The sequence below is a fragment of the Thalassospira sp. MIT121401 genome (assembly GCF_047125595.1).
GTDB lineage: Bacteria > Pseudomonadota > Alphaproteobacteria > Rhodospirillales > Thalassospiraceae > Thalassospira > Thalassospira povalilytica.
In genome coordinates this window covers 519,306-535,496 of the sequence record NZ_CP138926.1, presented here as the reverse complement: position 1 = coordinate 535,496, position 16,191 = coordinate 519,306, and the positions used below count along the sequence as shown (strand labels likewise).

Annotated in this window: 15 protein-coding genes; 7 read left to right on the top strand and 8 right to left on the bottom strand. The window is 54.8% G+C overall.

Going from position 1 to position 16,191, the window contains the following annotated elements:
- Nucleotides 1-74 precede the first annotated feature (74 nt).
- The 3 genes from SIB88_RS02505 to SIB88_RS02495 all read left to right on the top strand — a co-directional run bounded on the left by SIB88_RS02505 (nucleotide 75) and on the right by SIB88_RS02495 (nucleotide 2,748).
- Nucleotides 75-776 carry a pirin family protein gene (locus SIB88_RS02505; RefSeq protein ID WP_114112061.1) on the top strand — a complete coding sequence of 234 codons (702 nt, stop codon included), beginning with the start codon at nucleotides 75-77 and terminating at the stop codon, nucleotides 774-776.
- 40 nt (nucleotides 777-816) lie between these two features.
- Entirely contained in the window at nucleotides 817-1,287 is a 471-nt protein-coding gene (locus tag SIB88_RS02500; protein WP_412559240.1) for a DoxX family protein, read from the top strand.
- Between the two features lie 204 nt (nucleotides 1,288-1,491).
- Nucleotides 1,492-2,748 carry a response regulator gene (locus SIB88_RS02495; RefSeq protein ID WP_114112062.1) on the top strand — a complete coding sequence of 419 codons (1,257 nt, stop codon included), beginning with the start codon at nucleotides 1,492-1,494 and terminating at the stop codon, nucleotides 2,746-2,748.
- Here the strand turns inward: SIB88_RS02495 and SIB88_RS02490 are convergent.
- The 3 genes from SIB88_RS02490 to SIB88_RS02480 all read right to left on the bottom strand — a co-directional run bounded on the left by SIB88_RS02490 (nucleotide 2,745) and on the right by SIB88_RS02480 (nucleotide 6,005).
- Nucleotides 2,745-4,265, bottom strand: coding sequence for a sensor histidine kinase (locus SIB88_RS02490; protein ID WP_412559239.1), 1,521 nt, complete (start codon nucleotides 4,263-4,265; stop codon nucleotides 2,745-2,747). The two genes, SIB88_RS02495 and SIB88_RS02490, sit on opposite strands and share 4 nt — an antisense overlap.
- Nucleotides 4,252-4,728 carry a molybdopterin-dependent oxidoreductase gene (locus SIB88_RS02485; RefSeq protein ID WP_250281288.1) on the bottom strand — a complete coding sequence of 159 codons (477 nt, stop codon included), beginning with the start codon at nucleotides 4,726-4,728 and terminating at the stop codon, nucleotides 4,252-4,254. Before SIB88_RS02485 ends, SIB88_RS02490 begins: the two co-directional genes overlap by 14 nt.
- A 98-nt stretch (nucleotides 4,729-4,826) precedes the next feature.
- The gene (locus SIB88_RS02480) at nucleotides 4,827-6,005 is read right to left on the bottom strand and encodes an EAL domain-containing protein (protein ID WP_206926527.1); all 1,179 of its coding nucleotides are present in this window, start codon (nucleotides 6,003-6,005) and stop codon (nucleotides 4,827-4,829) included.
- Nucleotides 6,006-6,158: 153 nt separating this feature from the next.
- On the opposite strand from SIB88_RS02480, the gene SIB88_RS02475 reads away from it, so the two are divergent.
- From SIB88_RS02475 to SIB88_RS02460, 4 genes are all read left to right on the top strand, one after another.
- Entirely contained in the window at nucleotides 6,159-7,127 is a 969-nt protein-coding gene (locus SIB88_RS02475; protein WP_101246592.1) for a DNA-binding response regulator, read from the top strand.
- 132 nt (nucleotides 7,128-7,259) lie between these two features.
- Nucleotides 7,260-7,982: a sugar transferase gene (locus SIB88_RS02470; RefSeq protein WP_181848869.1), complete on the top strand. Its 723-nt coding sequence runs from the start codon at nucleotides 7,260-7,262 to the stop codon at nucleotides 7,980-7,982.
- Nucleotides 7,983-8,164: 182 nt separating this feature from the next.
- A complete protein-coding gene (locus SIB88_RS02465) occupies nucleotides 8,165-9,277 on the top strand; it encodes an outer membrane beta-barrel protein (RefSeq protein ID WP_412565926.1) in 1,113 nt (370 codons plus the stop codon).
- The gene (locus SIB88_RS02460; RefSeq protein ID WP_412559237.1) at nucleotides 9,278-9,841 is read left to right on the top strand and encodes a polysaccharide biosynthesis/export family protein; all 564 of its coding nucleotides are present in this window, start codon (nucleotides 9,278-9,280) and stop codon (nucleotides 9,839-9,841) included.
- Between the two features lie 38 nt (nucleotides 9,842-9,879).
- Here SIB88_RS02460 and SIB88_RS02455 read toward each other — a convergent pair whose 3' ends face one another.
- The 5 genes from SIB88_RS02455 to SIB88_RS02435 all read right to left on the bottom strand — a co-directional run bounded on the left by SIB88_RS02455 (nucleotide 9,880) and on the right by SIB88_RS02435 (nucleotide 16,177).
- Nucleotides 9,880-11,685, bottom strand: a complete 1,806-nt coding sequence (locus tag SIB88_RS02455; RefSeq protein ID WP_412559236.1) for an ABC transporter ATP-binding protein — start codon at nucleotides 11,683-11,685, stop codon at nucleotides 9,880-9,882.
- A gap of 85 nt (nucleotides 11,686-11,770) precedes the next feature.
- Complete coding sequence (locus tag SIB88_RS02450) at nucleotides 11,771-12,715, bottom strand: acetamidase/formamidase family protein (RefSeq protein ID WP_101246597.1); 945 nt, start codon at nucleotides 12,713-12,715, stop codon at nucleotides 11,771-11,773.
- A 2-nt stretch (nucleotides 12,716-12,717) separates the two neighbouring features.
- On the bottom strand, nucleotides 12,718-14,334 hold the full coding sequence (locus tag SIB88_RS02445) for an ABC transporter substrate-binding protein (protein WP_101246598.1): 1,617 nt from the start codon (nucleotides 14,332-14,334) through the stop codon (nucleotides 12,718-12,720).
- 74 nt (nucleotides 14,335-14,408) lie between these two features.
- On the bottom strand, nucleotides 14,409-15,329 hold the full coding sequence (locus tag SIB88_RS02440; protein WP_101246599.1) for an ABC transporter permease: 921 nt from the start codon (nucleotides 15,327-15,329) through the stop codon (nucleotides 14,409-14,411).
- A complete protein-coding gene (locus tag SIB88_RS02435; protein WP_101246600.1) occupies nucleotides 15,329-16,177 on the bottom strand; it encodes an ABC transporter permease in 849 nt (282 codons plus the stop codon). The genes SIB88_RS02440 and SIB88_RS02435 overlap by 1 nt, the downstream gene beginning before the upstream one ends.
- Between the last annotated feature and the right edge of the window lie 14 nt (nucleotides 16,178-16,191).

Below are 16,191 nucleotides of genomic sequence, written 5' to 3'. Positions count from 1 at the left end.
TGCGATAATTGTCTCATTTTATGAAAAGCGTATTCTGTCTCCAACAGAAGACATCCTCATGGAGGTACAGACAAATGCTGATCAAAGTAGATGCAGACACCCGTGGCCGCGCACAGTTTGGCTGGCTTGATTCCAACCATACTTTTTCGTTCGGTCATTATTACGATCCCAACCGGATGGGCTGGGGACCGCTTCGCGTCATTAACGAAGACCGTGTCATTCCCGGTGCCGGTTTTGACACCCATGGCCACAAGGATATGGAAATCATTTCCTATGTTCTTGATGGCGCCCTTGAACACAAGGACAGCATCGGAAACGGATCTGTGATCCGTCCGGGCCGCCTGCAACGCATGACGGCTGGCACCGGCATCCGTCATTCGGAATACAACCATTCAAAATCCGATCCGGTTCATTTCCTGCAAATCTGGATCATTCCGGAAGCCGCCGGACTGGAACCGGGTTACGAAGAAAAGGAAATCGCACGCCGCGATACGGGATCGGGGCTTACCCTGATCGGCAGCCGCGATGGCCGTGAGAATTCGATCACCATTCACCAGAATGTCGATCTGTATGTTGCGCACCTTAACAATGGCGAAACCGCACAGCACAGCATCGAAAAAGGCCGCATCGCCTGGATCCAGGTGGCCCGCGGGTCGGTCAAAGTGAATGGCGAAACCCTTACTGCCGGTGACGGTGCGGCGATCCGGGATGAAGACGAACTTGTCTTCTCTGATGCCGACAATGCCGAAGCCCTTGTTTTTGACATGGTGGCCTGAGCTGCGAAAACCGCGCTCCCCCATCCCGAGGAGAAAAATCATGACCTCGCTTACCAGTGACAAACCCCGTTCGATCATCCCCGCTATTGGCAATGTTACGTCCGCCCTGCAACCGCTTGCCCCGGTGATCATCCGTGTTACCACCGGCCTTTTGATGGTTCCGCATGGTGCGCAGAAACTGTTTGGTGCCTTTGCCGGTTATGGCCTTGAAGGTACGGCTGGCTGGCTTGAAAGCATCGGCTTTGCCCCGGGCTTTGTCTTTGCCCTTCTGATCGGCCTTCTTGAATTTGTTGGCGGATTGATGCTGACAGTCGGTCTTTTGACCCGTCCGGTTGCCGCCGCGGTTCTGGTTTTCATGGCTGTTGCCGTTTCAACCCATATCCCGGCTGGCTATTTCTGGAACAATGGCGGCTTTGAAATGCCGTTGATGTGGGGTCTGCTTGCCCTGACGGTTCTGATCCAGGGTGGTGGCAAATTCTCGGTCGATCGCAAGATCGGCTACGAATTCTGATCTGACCCGCCCTTAAGCGCACCGATCAAACGGGTTGCTGATACAATAGCAGCCCGTTTTTTTATGGCTCCTCATATGAGGATATTGGAGATCAGATAAAACAGCCAAAGTACGGTCGCACTGAATGGCCCGACAGGCTGCATCCCGAAGATGCGGTTTGTTGGTTCTTTATGATAACCCAAGCCAGATCTGTCTGACCGAACCATGTACGAAGATATTTCGATCATATTTGTTGATGACGATCCCAACGTGTTGCGCGGATTGCGTCGCCGTATGATGAGCCAACGCCCGAACTGGTCGCTGCGGTTTTTTGAAAGTGCTGAAAGTGCGCTGATCGGCCTTGCAGAAGAACAGGCAGATGTGGTGATTTCCGACATGCGGATGCCCGAAATGGACGGGGCCGAATTCCTGCGGATTGTTGCCAATCGTTATCCCCAGACATCCCGCATATTGCTTTCCGGCTATGCCGACGAAATCGCCATTCAAAACGGCACCACCGCAACCCAGCACTTTTTGACCAAGCCCTGCAAGGATACCGACATCATTCACGCGGTCGAGCGCGGTCTGGTCATGCGGCGTTATTTGCATGATCCGATGCTGGTTGATCTTCTGGCACGGATTCCCAGGGAACTGGCATGGCCGGCAACCTTTGAACGCCTGCACACGATATTGCAGTTCACCGGCCCCAAAAGCCGCGACGAGCTTAATGAATTTGCCGCCGATCATCCCGCACTGACATTTCTGGCACGGGATCTGGCGCGACGGGAAAAACTTGTCGCCGCCGATAGCCAGACCGGCCTGATCGGTCTTGTGAAACTGCTTGGCATCGAGACGATCAAGGCATTGTGCATTCTGTGGTCAGAACTGGGTCAGCCCGCCAAGTTTGACCCGAACGTGCCGGCCATTGAACTGCACCGACCACTGGTTCTTGGACAGATGGCTGCCAATATTGCCCGGTTGCAAAACCTGCCCTTTGAAACGGTTGATCAGGTCCGTGCGGCGGCCCTTTTGTGTCATATCGGGGAAATCATCATCAAACGGGTGATGCCCGATGGCTACAAGGCCAGCCGTGATCGGGCCGATCGCGATGAATGCGATATTATTTCCGCCGAAGTTGCCGAAATGGGATTTGCCCATCCGGCAGTATCGGCATCCATTTGTGCCTATTGGGGATTCCCGCACGAAGTTGTTGAACAGATCGCGTTCCATCACAGGCCCGAAGTTGCACCGACCCCGAATTCCAGGACCCTGCTGATTGTCTATGCTGCGCAATATTTTGCCCGCATCGTTGGCAAGGACGGCATGAAACGCGCCGCCAAATATGACCTTGCCAGCGGGTTCATTTCACGATGCGGTGCCGATGACATCTGGCCGGTCTGGGAACGCAGCTGCATCGAAAACCACCTGCCGCACGGTATCGAAAAACCATATCCCGGCCAGATGTTCCATTCAGCGGGCTAACGCAGCAACGCACCAAGATCGCTTGGCCCCTGCATGACATCATTTTGCGAATGTGCGTTATAGGATGGATTGATTTTGGGCAGACGGATAACGAATTCGGCCCCGTCGACATAATCCTCTGACAGGGTCAGATCACCACCGAAATCGTCCTGGATAAGCTTGCGACAAATCGGAAGCCCCTGACCGGTGCCGACACCGCGTTCCTTGGTGGTAAAGAAATAATCAAAGATGCGATCGCGCAGGTCTTCCGGCACACCCGACCCGTTGTCGCGCAGACGGATGAACACATTGTCGTCGTCCGATGTCACCGTCAGATCAATGCGGCCGCGCCGCTGGCCGGTTTCCTTGATGGCCTGCGATGCATTGACGATCAGGTTGATCAGCGCCTGTGACAGATGGTTGCGTCGTCCATTGACCTCGGTGACATCCGACTGGATATGAACATCAAGATCGGCAACATGTTTGACCTGGTTGCGGGTCAGGGTAACCGCCGTTTCGATTTCTTCGGGAATGGAAATCAGTTCGATTGCGTCATTGGCCGGATGGGCAAATTTGCGAATCCCCCGGACAATTTCCGCAATCCGTTCAAGTCCCTGGATACTTTCATCGATCGCAAGCGGCACTTCCTGCACCAGGAAATCGATTTTGCTTTGGTCAAAATCGACCTTTGCCGTCGGGTCGGCCTGTTGGCGGCGCACTGCATCGACCAGACCCGAAAAGCTGTCAGAAAGAAATTCAAGATTGTTCTGGATATATTGCGCCGGGGTGTTGATTTCATGCGCGACCCCGCCTGCCAGCGTCCCCAAAGCATGCAGCTTGGCGTAATCGGCGGCCTCTTCGATGACTTCCTGTTCCTGTCGGGCTTTCTGGGCGGCAATATCCGCCGCAAAAACACGCTGGCGCTGACGGATCATGAATGCCCCCAGCACCGCCATTGCAACAACACCGACAAAGAACAAATAGGTCAGAAATTCAATATTGCGCTTCACGGTCTGGATATTCTGAGCGTTATAGACCGACACAAAGTTCGTGGTCCGCACCACCGCCTGTTGCAGCGGTTCGCCCATCGGTTCAAGCAGCCGATAGAGTTCCTGTAATTTTGACCTTGGATCCGTGGCATTTTCCAGCGCGATATCGACTTCATCGATCCGGTTTTGCAGAGCGTCTATGGATGCCGCCACTTCGGGCACGGAAAACAGCACGCGGAAACCTTCGCCATCGCGCAACAGAAATACGCGGCTGACCATGATTTCATATTCAAGCATGATGTCTTCGACCGCCTGGTCATCAAGACCGGCACGGCCAAAGGCGGCTTCTATGTCGCGTTGAATGATGAAAAGCTGGCGCTGGATCTGAAACACCGCCCAGACGAAATTTTCCCGATAGGTAAACCGCTCGTCTTCAAGCTGGCGAATAATCGCCCCGGACAGAACCGCATACAAACCGACAAACAGCACCAGTCCAAAGAACATGGCACGGCCTGAACGGTTGAAAAAAAACGCCTTAATTCTTTGCATCAACAGATTTTACCTGCCAGACCGAATATGCCCAATAGGTATCTGTCTGGAAACGCACATCCCTGTCATAGGGGAAGACAACCCAGAACGGGCCTTTTTCACGCACCGACATTTCCGCGTCATTAAGGTGATAGGCCAGAATGGCACCGTCATTTCGCAATACGTTGGTCGGGACAATGACGCTGTAATCATTCAGGGCAGCGACACGTACCATATCGGCATCAAGGCCATAGGTCTCAAGCAGCAGGTCAAAGGAAACGCCCTGGAATTTCTGCACCCCGTTTGTCCAGGGGGTCGATGTGTAAAACTCGACCGCAGGCATTTCCATGAGCTTTTCCATGGAAACCGTTACCACCTCGCCATCGGGTTTTGTCAGCTTCAATGACCCGCCGGCCGATGCCCCCGCAGAAACGAAGCCCACCATGGCGACCACAAGGGCCAACACCTTTGCAAAGCTTTTCATATTCATATCCATGCTCCCTACCATGCCTTAAAGAGTGGTCACAGCATGTTGATTTAACAATAACTAACAGGTGAATTTAGTCAAAGACACAAGCACTTTTACGCGCTCATGGCTGTTGCTGTCTTTTCTTCCCAGACATCAAGCGGTTCCGGGCTGCCAAGATAAAATCCCTGCAATTCGGTGATGCCATAGACTTGCAGTTTTTCGACAACCGCACCGCTTTCGATACCCTTGGCCGAAATTGACAGCCCCATTTTCCAGCAGACCTGCGCGATCCATTCGACAAAGGCATCGTCAAGGAAATCGGTCATGATTCCGCGGACAAGCTCACGGTCCAGCTTGATCCCGGCAAAGACTTCGTGACGCAACAGTTCAAGCGAATTGTTGCCCGACCCGAAATCATCAATCAGTACCGCAATGCCGCGTTCACGAAGGCGCGAAACACTGCCCAGCAATTCCTGATCATCCGGAACCAGCTGGCGTTCGGGAATTTCATATGTCACGACGACACCGCGCATGCGCATCTTTTCATAGAAGCGGATCAAAAGATCGAGGAATTCCGGCGTTTTGAGCGAATAGGCAGAAATATTGACCGCAAGGTTGCTGGAATCGCCCAGTAAGGCACGATATCGCGGCGCCTGATCAATCATCACCGCCATCAACTGGCTGGTCAGCCGATTGATTACCGGATGATCGCGGCATGCCTCAAAGATTTCATCAACCCCGAAATCCTTTTCAAGCGACGGCATGCGGCACAGAACCTCAACACCGCACAGACCCAGGTCACTTGCCGCAAATCGTGGCTGAAGAACCGTGGAAAATTTGGCCTGATCAATCGTTGAATTGACCATCATCGGCGTCACGCGCGATGTCGGCTTTTCGGCCGGTTTGTTGGTCTGGATGACCCGGTCAATGGCGTCTTTCAAAACAGAAACCGAAACCGGCTTGGCCAATACACGCGTGACCATGGCCTGACTGATGGCTTCGCGCAGGGAAATGGTCGAAATATTGCCAGACAACATCATGCGGCTGACCATCGGCGCGATGCGGGCGGCCTGTTTCAGGAACGAGATACCATCAAGAGTCGGCATGATCAGATCGGCAATGACAAGATCGGTGCGTTCGCGATTGTGCGACAACCAATCAAGTGCCATCTGCCCGTCGGAAAATGTGACAAATTCAAAACTGGTCGCAAGGGTGCGCCGCACCGCTGCCAACAGTTTTTCATCATCATCTACCATCAGAATGACGGGGCGTTTTGTATTGACCACATCCATTAATGGGCAACTCCGGAATGATGCTAAGTCCTGAAATTCTTGTTATTTGGCCCGGCGAGTTTGCGCATATGACGAAAGGCGGGGCTTTGAACGATTGCAGAATAGTGTCAGACTGCCATTGTCCAATATCCCCATTTGTGGAGGGCACTTTTGATGACCGAAAAAACGCCGGTGCGGATTGCCTTTGTCGATGATGACGAACATCTGTTGTCATCACATCGGCGCAACTTTGCGCGCTTGCGGCCCCAATGGGGGGCGGTCTATTTCAATGATCCGATAACGGCACGCGATGCCATTGCCGCCGACCCGTCAATCGGGGCTGCTGTTCTGGATATCCATATGCCGGGCATGTCGGGGCTGGAACTGGCTGCGGAATTGCGCACCGTTCGCCATGATCTGCTGATTGTGATCCTGACCGGATATGCCGATTTGCAGTCGGCCTTGCTTGCCGTTAACGAGCTGGGGGTATTTCGGTTCTATCCCAAGCCGACAAATCTTCAGACCATTCTTGAAGGACTGGAAACAGAAATCGAAGCCCGCCAGGGACAGGCAGAAGATACCCTTCCTACCGATTTCCTTGATCTGTTCGAGCTTGGCGTGATTGCCGTTGATGCCGATCTTTCGATTTTGCATATGAATGCCCAGGCAGCCGAATTGATGCGTGGATCATCACTTGTTCATTCGGGCAGTCAGGGGCGCCTGATCATCGAACCCGTTCCGGAGGGGTTGGAAAGTTTCCTGAACCCGCCAGCAAAGATGGCGCCGCGCAAACATCAAAGCTATGCGATCGAACGTGACGGCGAAAAGCTGTCTGTTCTGATCCGGCGAGTGCCCAAAAAGACCGATGGCAAATCAACCTTTATGGTGATCCTTGTTGATCCCGCACAGCAAAAACCACCCGCGATTGACGATCTGATGGATCTGTTCGGTCTGACCCGGTCCGAGGCAAAACTGACCCAGAAACTGGCAGAAGGTCTTGCCCTTGATCAGGCAGCGGAACTTGTCGGCATCTCGCACAGTTCGGCCAGAACCTATTTGAAAACCATTTTTTCCAAGACCGGCGTCAACCGCCAGCCGCAATTGATGAAGACGGTCCTTTCATCAATACCGTCTTTGCGATAAGCGACGGGAAAACCAATAGAAACAACCCCCTACCAACCAAAGACCACAATATATTTACTTGATCAGCGGCAAAATACATCTACCCTGAGTTATGTGAGCTGACATAACCATCCAGATGTGGGGGCATCGCGGTTGACCGGGGAAAATCACAAACCAGAAATCCTGTCCGACTTTTCCCGGGTGAATGCCGATCGCCATTACGGCCTCAAACGCCTTTGTGATCTGTTGATTTCATTGCTGGCGATCATTGCCCTTGCGCCAGTGATGATTGCGATTTCCATAGTCCTGATCGGACTTGGATTCCACCACCCGATTTTCCGTCAGAAACGTGTCGGCAGACATGCAACGGTGTTCACCATTTTCAAATTCCGGACCTTGCGTGACCGGACCTGTCGGCGGTCATCGGCGCCGATCATCCGGCTTTCAGACCAGTTTACCGGGTGGCTGCGCATAAGCGGGCTGGATGAATTGCCACAATTGATCAATGTGATCCGCGGCGAGATGTCGCTGGTGGGACCGCGCCCGCACAGTGTTGCCGATCATGCCCTGTTTGCCACGTCCCTGCCCGGCTATGACGCCCGCCTGGCCATGCGTCCGGGCATCACGGGATTGGCGCAAATTCGTGGGTGGCGGGGCCCGGTTGACTGCCATCATCATCTTCGGGCGCGCACGGGATGCGATCTGGATTATATCGCTGATCAGAACCCGCTACGTGACGGGATCATTCTGTTTGCAACCGTTCTTTTGCCGTTGCGCAGATCATCGACATCGCGACTGCCTGCCCGTCAAGCGGACCATAACGGGCAGAGGCCGGGACAGGGTCACATTTTTCGTCATGACCAGCGGCTTGTTTGATGATCAGGCATTTCTGCACAATCACCAAAGCAGTCGCCAGGACCGTCACCGGTCACGGCAAAGTCCCCATGATGTTGTGCTGTGCGATATTCCTGACCGGGCTTTGGGCCCCAACGCGTTCTATTGCCCAACCTGGCGCGTCAACCGGTCCGAAACCCACCCGGTCACAGGATTACACCCATATGCGCCTTGGACGGTTTGTTCTGGCCCCGGAAGTCACCAGCCGCGCAACACATGACGACAACATCTTTTTATCTGATGACAATGCGCAATCGGATGTCATCACCACGATCGCCCCGCGCCTTCATCTGAGCGGCGACTGGCCGTTCTTTCGTATGCATATGACGATCGGCGGGGAGCTTGGATTTTTTGCCAAATCCGATCAGGACAATTATCAGGATGCTGAGGCCAAGGCCGCCGGAAGCATTGAGCTTGGTCCGTCATCGGTTGATGGCGCAATCGAATGGCATCGTCAGCATGACCCGCGCGGAAGCAATGATGTCCCGACTGGCGCACGGGAACCCGTGATTTATCGTGATGTCCGCGCCCATATTGGCGGGCGATATGCCACCAGAAGCTTGCAATATGAATCGCGGTTGTCTTTGCGTCGTCTTGATTTCGAAGACAGCACCGCCATCAATGGCAATGCGATCCGCAATGACGATCGCGACCGCCTTGAAACCCGTGAAACCCTGCGCGCTGTGATGCCATTTGATCAGGGACGCGAAGCGTATGGCGAAATCACGCTTAATCAGCGGCAATATGACAGAACCCCCGATGATAGCGGGCGGGTTCGCGATTCTGCCGGATACCAGATTTATGGTGGCCTGCGGTTTGATTTGACCGACCTGATCCGGGCGGATCTTGCGGCCGGCTGGATGAGCCAAAGCTATGTCGATCCGGCATTTGGCAATATCAACGACTATACGCTGCGGGCCGATATCGACTGGTCCGTTACCCGGCTGACCAGCCTTTCATTTACCGCTGCGCGGGCGGTGCGCGAAACCACCGTCCAAGGTGCCAGCGGCATTCTGGCATTTGAAACGGGCATCGGAGTAACCCATGAATTGCTGCGCACGTTACAGATCGGCGCCAATGCCCGTTATCGCAATGATGCCTTTCAACAAACCACACGCACCGACAGGGTACGTTCGATCGGCCTTGACCTTGATTATCAGCTGAATCGCTTTGCCAGGATCAACAGCACCGTTGGCCACGAAATTCGCCAATCAACCAGCAACGGCGAAGATTACGCCCGCCTACAAAGCCAGATCAGCCTGAAGCTGGAGATGTAAATGACCGGCATTGTCACATCCGTCACAGCCCGCACCCGATTGCTTGCGATTGTGCTGATCATGCTTGTCGGGATCGTCGCGCTTTCACGTTCCGGAACTGCCCAAACCATCTATTCGCTTGATAGCGGCGATCTGGTCAGGGTCACGGTATTTGGTGAGCCGGACCTGTCGGGTGATTTCAGCATCGATGCACAGGGTAAACTGAACCTTGCACTGATCGGGCCGGTTTTTGTAAGGGGCATGACAACCAGCCAGGCCCGCACCGCCATTCATGACGCCTATCTCGACGGCTATTTGCGCCATCCTGATGTAGCGGTCGATGTCGTTGCCTTTCGCCCGTTCTTCATCGTTGGCGAAGTCAATCAGCCCGGGTCATACAGCTTTGTCCCGGGCATGAATGTTTTAAATGCGATTGCGATTGGCGGGGGCATGACCTATCGCGGGGACGAGGACGATATCGAAATCCTGCGCGGTAATGATACAGCGCGGGTTTCGATCCCGGCCAATCTGGCAACCATTGTCATGCCCGGTGACATCGTGCGGATCGCCGAACGGTATTTCTGATCCGCCCGCCGCTTTCCATGCCGCTGCTGCCATTTTTCCTATGCCGCGGTTTCCATTGCTGACTTCGCGACAAAATGATGGGCTGCGATCTGTTGCAGATCAGCAAGTTCCGGCTGGTAATCCAGCCCGTGAACCGGACTTGGAACTTCGCCGGTGATCAGGCTGAAATCCTGACGACGTTTGCGCGGATCGGGGATCGGGACTGCGGCCATCAGTTTTTTGGTATAGGGATGCTGCGGGTTTTCAAAAACTGCCTGACGCGGCCCGATTTCCACAATCTGCCCCATATACATGACGGCCACCCGGTGGCTGATCTGTTCGACCACGGCCATATCGTGCGAAATAAACAGATATGAAAGCCCGCTTTCAGCCTGCAATTCCCCCAGAAGATCAAGAACCTGTGCCTGCACCGATACATCAAGTGCCGAAACCGATTCGTCGGCAATGATCACCTTGGGCGACAGGCTGAGCGCGCGCGCAATACAGATGCGCTGACGCTGACCGCCGGAAAATTCGTGCGGATGCCGTTTTGCCGCATCTGCGGGAAGTCCGACCCGCCTGAACAGATATTCGACCCGGTCATCAAGTTCCGATCCCGATGCCAGACCATGGATCACCAATGGTTCGGCCACCAGTTCCCCGACCGTCATACGCGGATCAAGGGACGCATAGGGATCCTGAAAAATCATCTGGATATTGCGGCGAACTTCACGGGTCTGGATGCGGGAATTGGCATCGATCTCGCGCCCGTCAATCACCACTTCCCCCTTCCAGGGAATAAGGTTCATCAACGCCCGACCGGTTGTCGATTTGCCACAGCCGCTTTCACCGACAATCGACAATGTTTCACCCGCAAAGATATCGAAACTGACCTGTTCGACCGCATGCACGCGTTTCTGCACGCGCTGCAAAAGACCGCCGCGAATATCGAAACGCACGGTAAGGTCCCTGACCGATACCAGGGGTTTGGCCAAACCGCGTTCAAGCGCCTTGCCATCGCTGCTGGCCGGGCCTTCTGTGCCGGTCATGGCGCCCAGTCGCGGCACAGCGGCCAAAAGCCCGCGGGTATAGGGATCATCGGGTTTTTCAAACACATCGGTAACAGTGCCGCTTTCGACCACCTTGCCCTGGTTCATGACAATGACGCGGTTCGCCATTTCGGCAACAACACCCATGTCATGGGTAATCAGTATGATCGCGGTTCCGGTTTCGCGTTGCAGATCGCGCATCAGTCCCAGAATCTGGGCCTGGATGGTGACATCAAGGGCCGTGGTCGGCTCGTCCGCAATCAGAACATCGGGATTACAGGCAAGTGCCATGGCGATCATTACCCGCTGGCGCATGCCACCCGACAATTCATGGGGATATTGCGAAAGCCGCTTTTCCGGCTCGGAAATGCGAACCTGTTTGAGAACCTCAAGCGCACGCGCCCGAACCCGGGATCCGGGCATCGGATTATGGGTTGAAATGGCTTCGCCCAACTGGCGTCCGATCGTCAAAACCGGATTAAGCGATGTCATCGGTTCCTGAAAGATCATCGCGATTTTATTGCCGCGAATGTCGCGCATGGCCCGTTCAGACAGGGTCAGGAGATCCGTGCCGTTCAGGCGGATTTCCCCACTGGCAACCCGTGCCATCGGTTCGGGCAGAAGCCCCATGATCGACAGTGACGTCATGGATTTACCACTACCCGATTCCCCGGCAATACACAGCGTCTCGCCACGACAAAGATCGAAGCTTAATCCATCGACAACGGTTTTCGGTCCGCTTGGTGTTGCCACCTGTGTCACCAGATCGCGTACTTCAAGGATCTTTTCCACCGCTTTACTGCCCTGTTCGGTCATACTGCCAACCCTGAGAAAGTCTGTAATTTATTGATTTTAAAATCCGGGGCAGAACAACTCGATCGCTCCGCCCCGAAAAGCCGTCTTAGTCAAATACGATGCGCGGGAAATAGAACGAGACAACCCAGTTGGGCTGATCAACGATTTCACTGATGCGCAGATCCCCACAGACCGAACACAGCATATAGGCGTCGACCGCCGACATGCCCTGTGTCTTGCACAGCCAGTCCACCATGCGACGTACGGCATCTCGCGCACCGGTCATAAGATCACTTCCGATCCCGGTGGTGCATTCATATCCCTTGCTGTCGAGATGGCTGGTCACCGGACCGGGCGTGGTGAAATGCGGCGATTCAAGTTGGGCATTCTTGACCAGATCAAGGGTCACGGTTGCGTTCATCGGGCTTTCAATCGCCGTTCCGCAAACTTCGCCATCGCCCTGTGCGGCATGGGTATCGCCAATCGAAAACAGGCCACCGGCAACCTCGACCGGAAGATAAAGTGTGGTCCCTGCTGCAAGATCGCGAATATCAAGATTGCCACCAACCCGCCTTGGCGGCACGACCGAATGCAGGCCCGGTTCGGCCAGTGCAAGGCCGATGGTACCGGCAAACGGTTTCAGCGGCACTTTGCCGTATTTGGAAAACAGCGACGGGGCCAGCGTATCGGGATCATATTTCCAGATATGCAGGGCCGGGTCTTCGAACTGATCGGCCAAAAGACCAAATCCCGGAATATTTGCCGTCCAGCCAAAGCCCGACGGTTTGAAACCTTCGATGGTGATTTTGACCGCATCACCGGGCTCTGCCCCGTCAATAAAGACAGGACCGGACACCGGATTGATTTTGGAAAAATCCAGTGCGGTTACATCCGCAACCGTACTGTTTGCATTGAACTGGCCTGCTGCACTGTCGACGCATTCAAATTCAATGGTGGTACCGGGCGCGACCGTCAATGCGGGCGGGATCGAATGATCCCACCCGTGATGACAGTGCGCGGAGTGGATCGTGTAATCCGCACATTTGCACATGTTTATTTCACCGCAATGTAGTCATAGTGAACAGGAATGTGGACCGGATCGACGAGGATCGCGTCATCGGCCACAAGGCGCGGCGAACGAATGGTGTAACGCTGTTCATTGAACACCGGTACCCACGGTGCGTCGGCCATGACTTTGGTAAAGATGTCGCGCCACATATCAATGCGGGTATCGGCCTGGGACGGATCGGCAAGCGCGTCGGCCTTTGATGCTTCGGCATCAAGTTCCTCGTTGCAGTACCACGACCAGTTCCAGCCACCCGGCACCGCACCGCCACAACCCAGAATCGGGCCATAGAAGTTCGACGGATCCGGGAAGTCGGCAATCCAGGCCATGCCACCCGACCAGATCATCGGGGCCTGATCGGCTTCACCACCAGCGGCAATCACGTTTGCCTGTGCCAGCGACTTGATTTCGACTTTCATGCCGATTGCCGAAAGATCCTGCTGGATGGCCTGGGCGATACGCGGCTGCGGATCGGTATTGGCAACAAACAGGGTGGTTTCAACGCCATCAGCAAAACCGGCTTCGGCCAGAAGGGACTTGGCCTTTTCCGGATCAAAGGCATAACCCTTGTAATCGGTGTTGTAGCCGGGCATCAGCGGCGGCAATGGCTGGTTGGCCGGAACGGCACGACCATTGATTACGCGAACGATACGATCCTTGTTGACCGCCATGTTGACGGCCTGACGGACCTTGACATTGTCGAATGGCGGAATGTTGGTATTCAGGGTGATATAGCCGGTATGAAGCTGCTCGCCCGATACAACCAGATCCTTGTATTCCGGGTCATTCATGACTTCGAGGAACTTTGCCGGCGGAATCCCGTCACCGGCAATGTCAACTTCGCCACGCTGCAAGCGCAGAAGTGCGACCACCGGTTCCTGACCGACTTCAACCGTAATGGTATCAAGCTTCGGGATACCGGCAATGTGATAGTCCGGGTTGGCCTTGAAAATCAGATGCTGGCCAAGGGTCCAGTCTTCAAGGGCAAAGGCACCGGTACCAACCGGATGTTTGCCGAAATCCTGACCCCATTTTTCGACTTCTTCCTTGGGCACGATATGCGCAAAGTTAAGCGCCATTTTATGCAGGAAGGCCGCATCAGGCTGGCTCAGTGTGAATTTGACGGTGTAATCATCGACAACTTCAACACCCGAAAGGCTTTCGGTTTCACCCGCGGATTCTTCGGCAAAGCCCTTGATGGTTTCAAAGAAACCGGCACCCGGGCTTTGGGTTTTCGGATTTACAACGCGTTCAAGGGTGTATTTGACATCAGATGCCTTGAATTCGCGGCCATTGTGGAATTTGACCCCTTTGCGCAGCGTAAAGGTATAGGTCAGACCATCATCAGAAACCGTATAGCCGGTTGCCAGATCAGGCTTGAGCGTCGTGGTGCCCGGCTCGTAATCCATCAGGCCGTCAAACAGGCTTTTGATCATCGACCAGTTCTGCCAGTCATAGCCGATCGCCGGATCAAGGGTCGAAACATCGTCCTTGTAGGTCACGGTGATGTTGCCTTCGCCAGCAGCGGCGTTGTGCGCCGTCGTCATGCCGGCACCGGCAATCAGTGCTGCCAGTGCAACACCTTTCAGTGCTTTGCTAAACATTGTTGATATTCTCCCTGTGAATATAAACTTCCATAAGTTTCCTTCCTGATTTTGCTGCGTCTTTTGGCCTTGCATCAGCGCAGCTTGATGCGCGGGTCGATGAACGGCGCCACCAAATCCGCCAATAGATTGCCCAGCACGATGGCGCAGGCCGAGACCAGCGTCACACCCATGATGATCGGAATGTCGACCCGCTGAATGGCCTGCCAGGCCAGCTGACCGATGCCCGGCCAGCCAAATACGGACTCGACAACGACAATGCCGCTCATGAACATGCCGATATCGATGCCGATCATTGCGATGATCGGCAAAAGCGCGTTGGGGAATGCATGAACGAAGAATACCCGGGCACGTCCAAGGCCCTTGGCGCGCGCGGTGCGCACATAATCCTGACGCAGAACATCAAGCATCGATGACCGCATCATGCGCGAATACCACCCCGCCCCGAGGAACCCCATGGAAACCGATGGCAACACCAGATGCGCAAACGTGCCGTACCCGCCAATCGGGAACCAGCCGAGCACCACCGCAAACAGATACAGCATCAGAATGCCGACCACGAATTGCGGTGCCGATACCCCGACAAAGGATGCCACCATCAAACCGCGATCAAGCGGTGTATTGCGTTTGATCGCCCCGATTGCACCGGCCGTCAGTCCGAACAGAAGTTCACAGAAAATCGCACCGGCCATCAGCAAAAGGGTCGCCGGAAGACGGGCCGCAATCAGTTCGCCAACCTCGGTCTTTTGCAGATAGGACCGACCGAAATCACCGGTCAGAAGATTGCCCAGATAGCGCAGATATTGCTCATAGAATGGCAGATTAAGGCCAAGCTGTTCGCGGATATTGGCAACCGTTTCCGCGGTTGCCGAACGCCCGGCAATCTGGCGCGCCGGATCGGCCGGCAGCATGTAAAGCAACGCATAGGTCACGATACTGACGCCCAGAAGGATCAGGATGGCCTGGACAAGTCGGCGAAGAATATAGGCAATCATCAGTGGCGCCCCTTCTGAGTCGGATCAAGAATGTCACGAAGGGCGTCACCCACCAGATTGAAGGCCAGTGCCAGAAGAATGATCGCAATACCCGGGAAGAACACCAGCCAAGGGGCCGAAGTAAAATAAGTCTGGTTTTCAAAGATGATGTTGCCCCAGCTCGGCGTTGGCGGCTGCACCCCGACACCAAGATAGGAAAGGGTCGCTTCAAGCAGCACCGTGGTCGCAATTCCAAGGGTTGCCCACACCACCATGGTCGACAACAGATGCGGCAACATATGTTTGAAAAGAATACGGAACCGGCTGGCCCCGATGCCCCATTCGGCCTCGATGAATTCGCGCTCGGACAGGGACCGGGTTTCGGTATAGATCACGCGTGCAACCTGGACCCAGTTGACCATGGCAATCACCATGGCAACAATCCACAGGCTGGGTTTGAAAATTGCCGCCAGCACAATCGCCAGCAACAGGGCGGGAAACGCCATCATCAGATCGGTTGCCCGCATCAGGATGGTTCCGATCCAGCCCCGGAAAAACCCGGCCGTGACACCAACAAGGGCACCGATCAGGACCGCCGCCCCGTTTGCGACAATCCCGATGATCAGCGATGTCTGTGCCCCATACATAAGACGGGACAGCAAATCACGGCCCAGCAAATCGGTTCCCAGCAAGAACTGCCCGCCGGGCGGCATCGGCGCGCCTTCGATGGTCAGCCCGTCAAACATCTGGTTTTGCGGATCATATGGCGCGATCCACGGCGCAAGCAGGGCTGAACCCGCGATCACCACGATGATAATCAGCCCCAGAAGCGCCAGTTTTCTTTTGGCCAGTTCGGCAAGAACAAGCATACCCACCCTGTCTC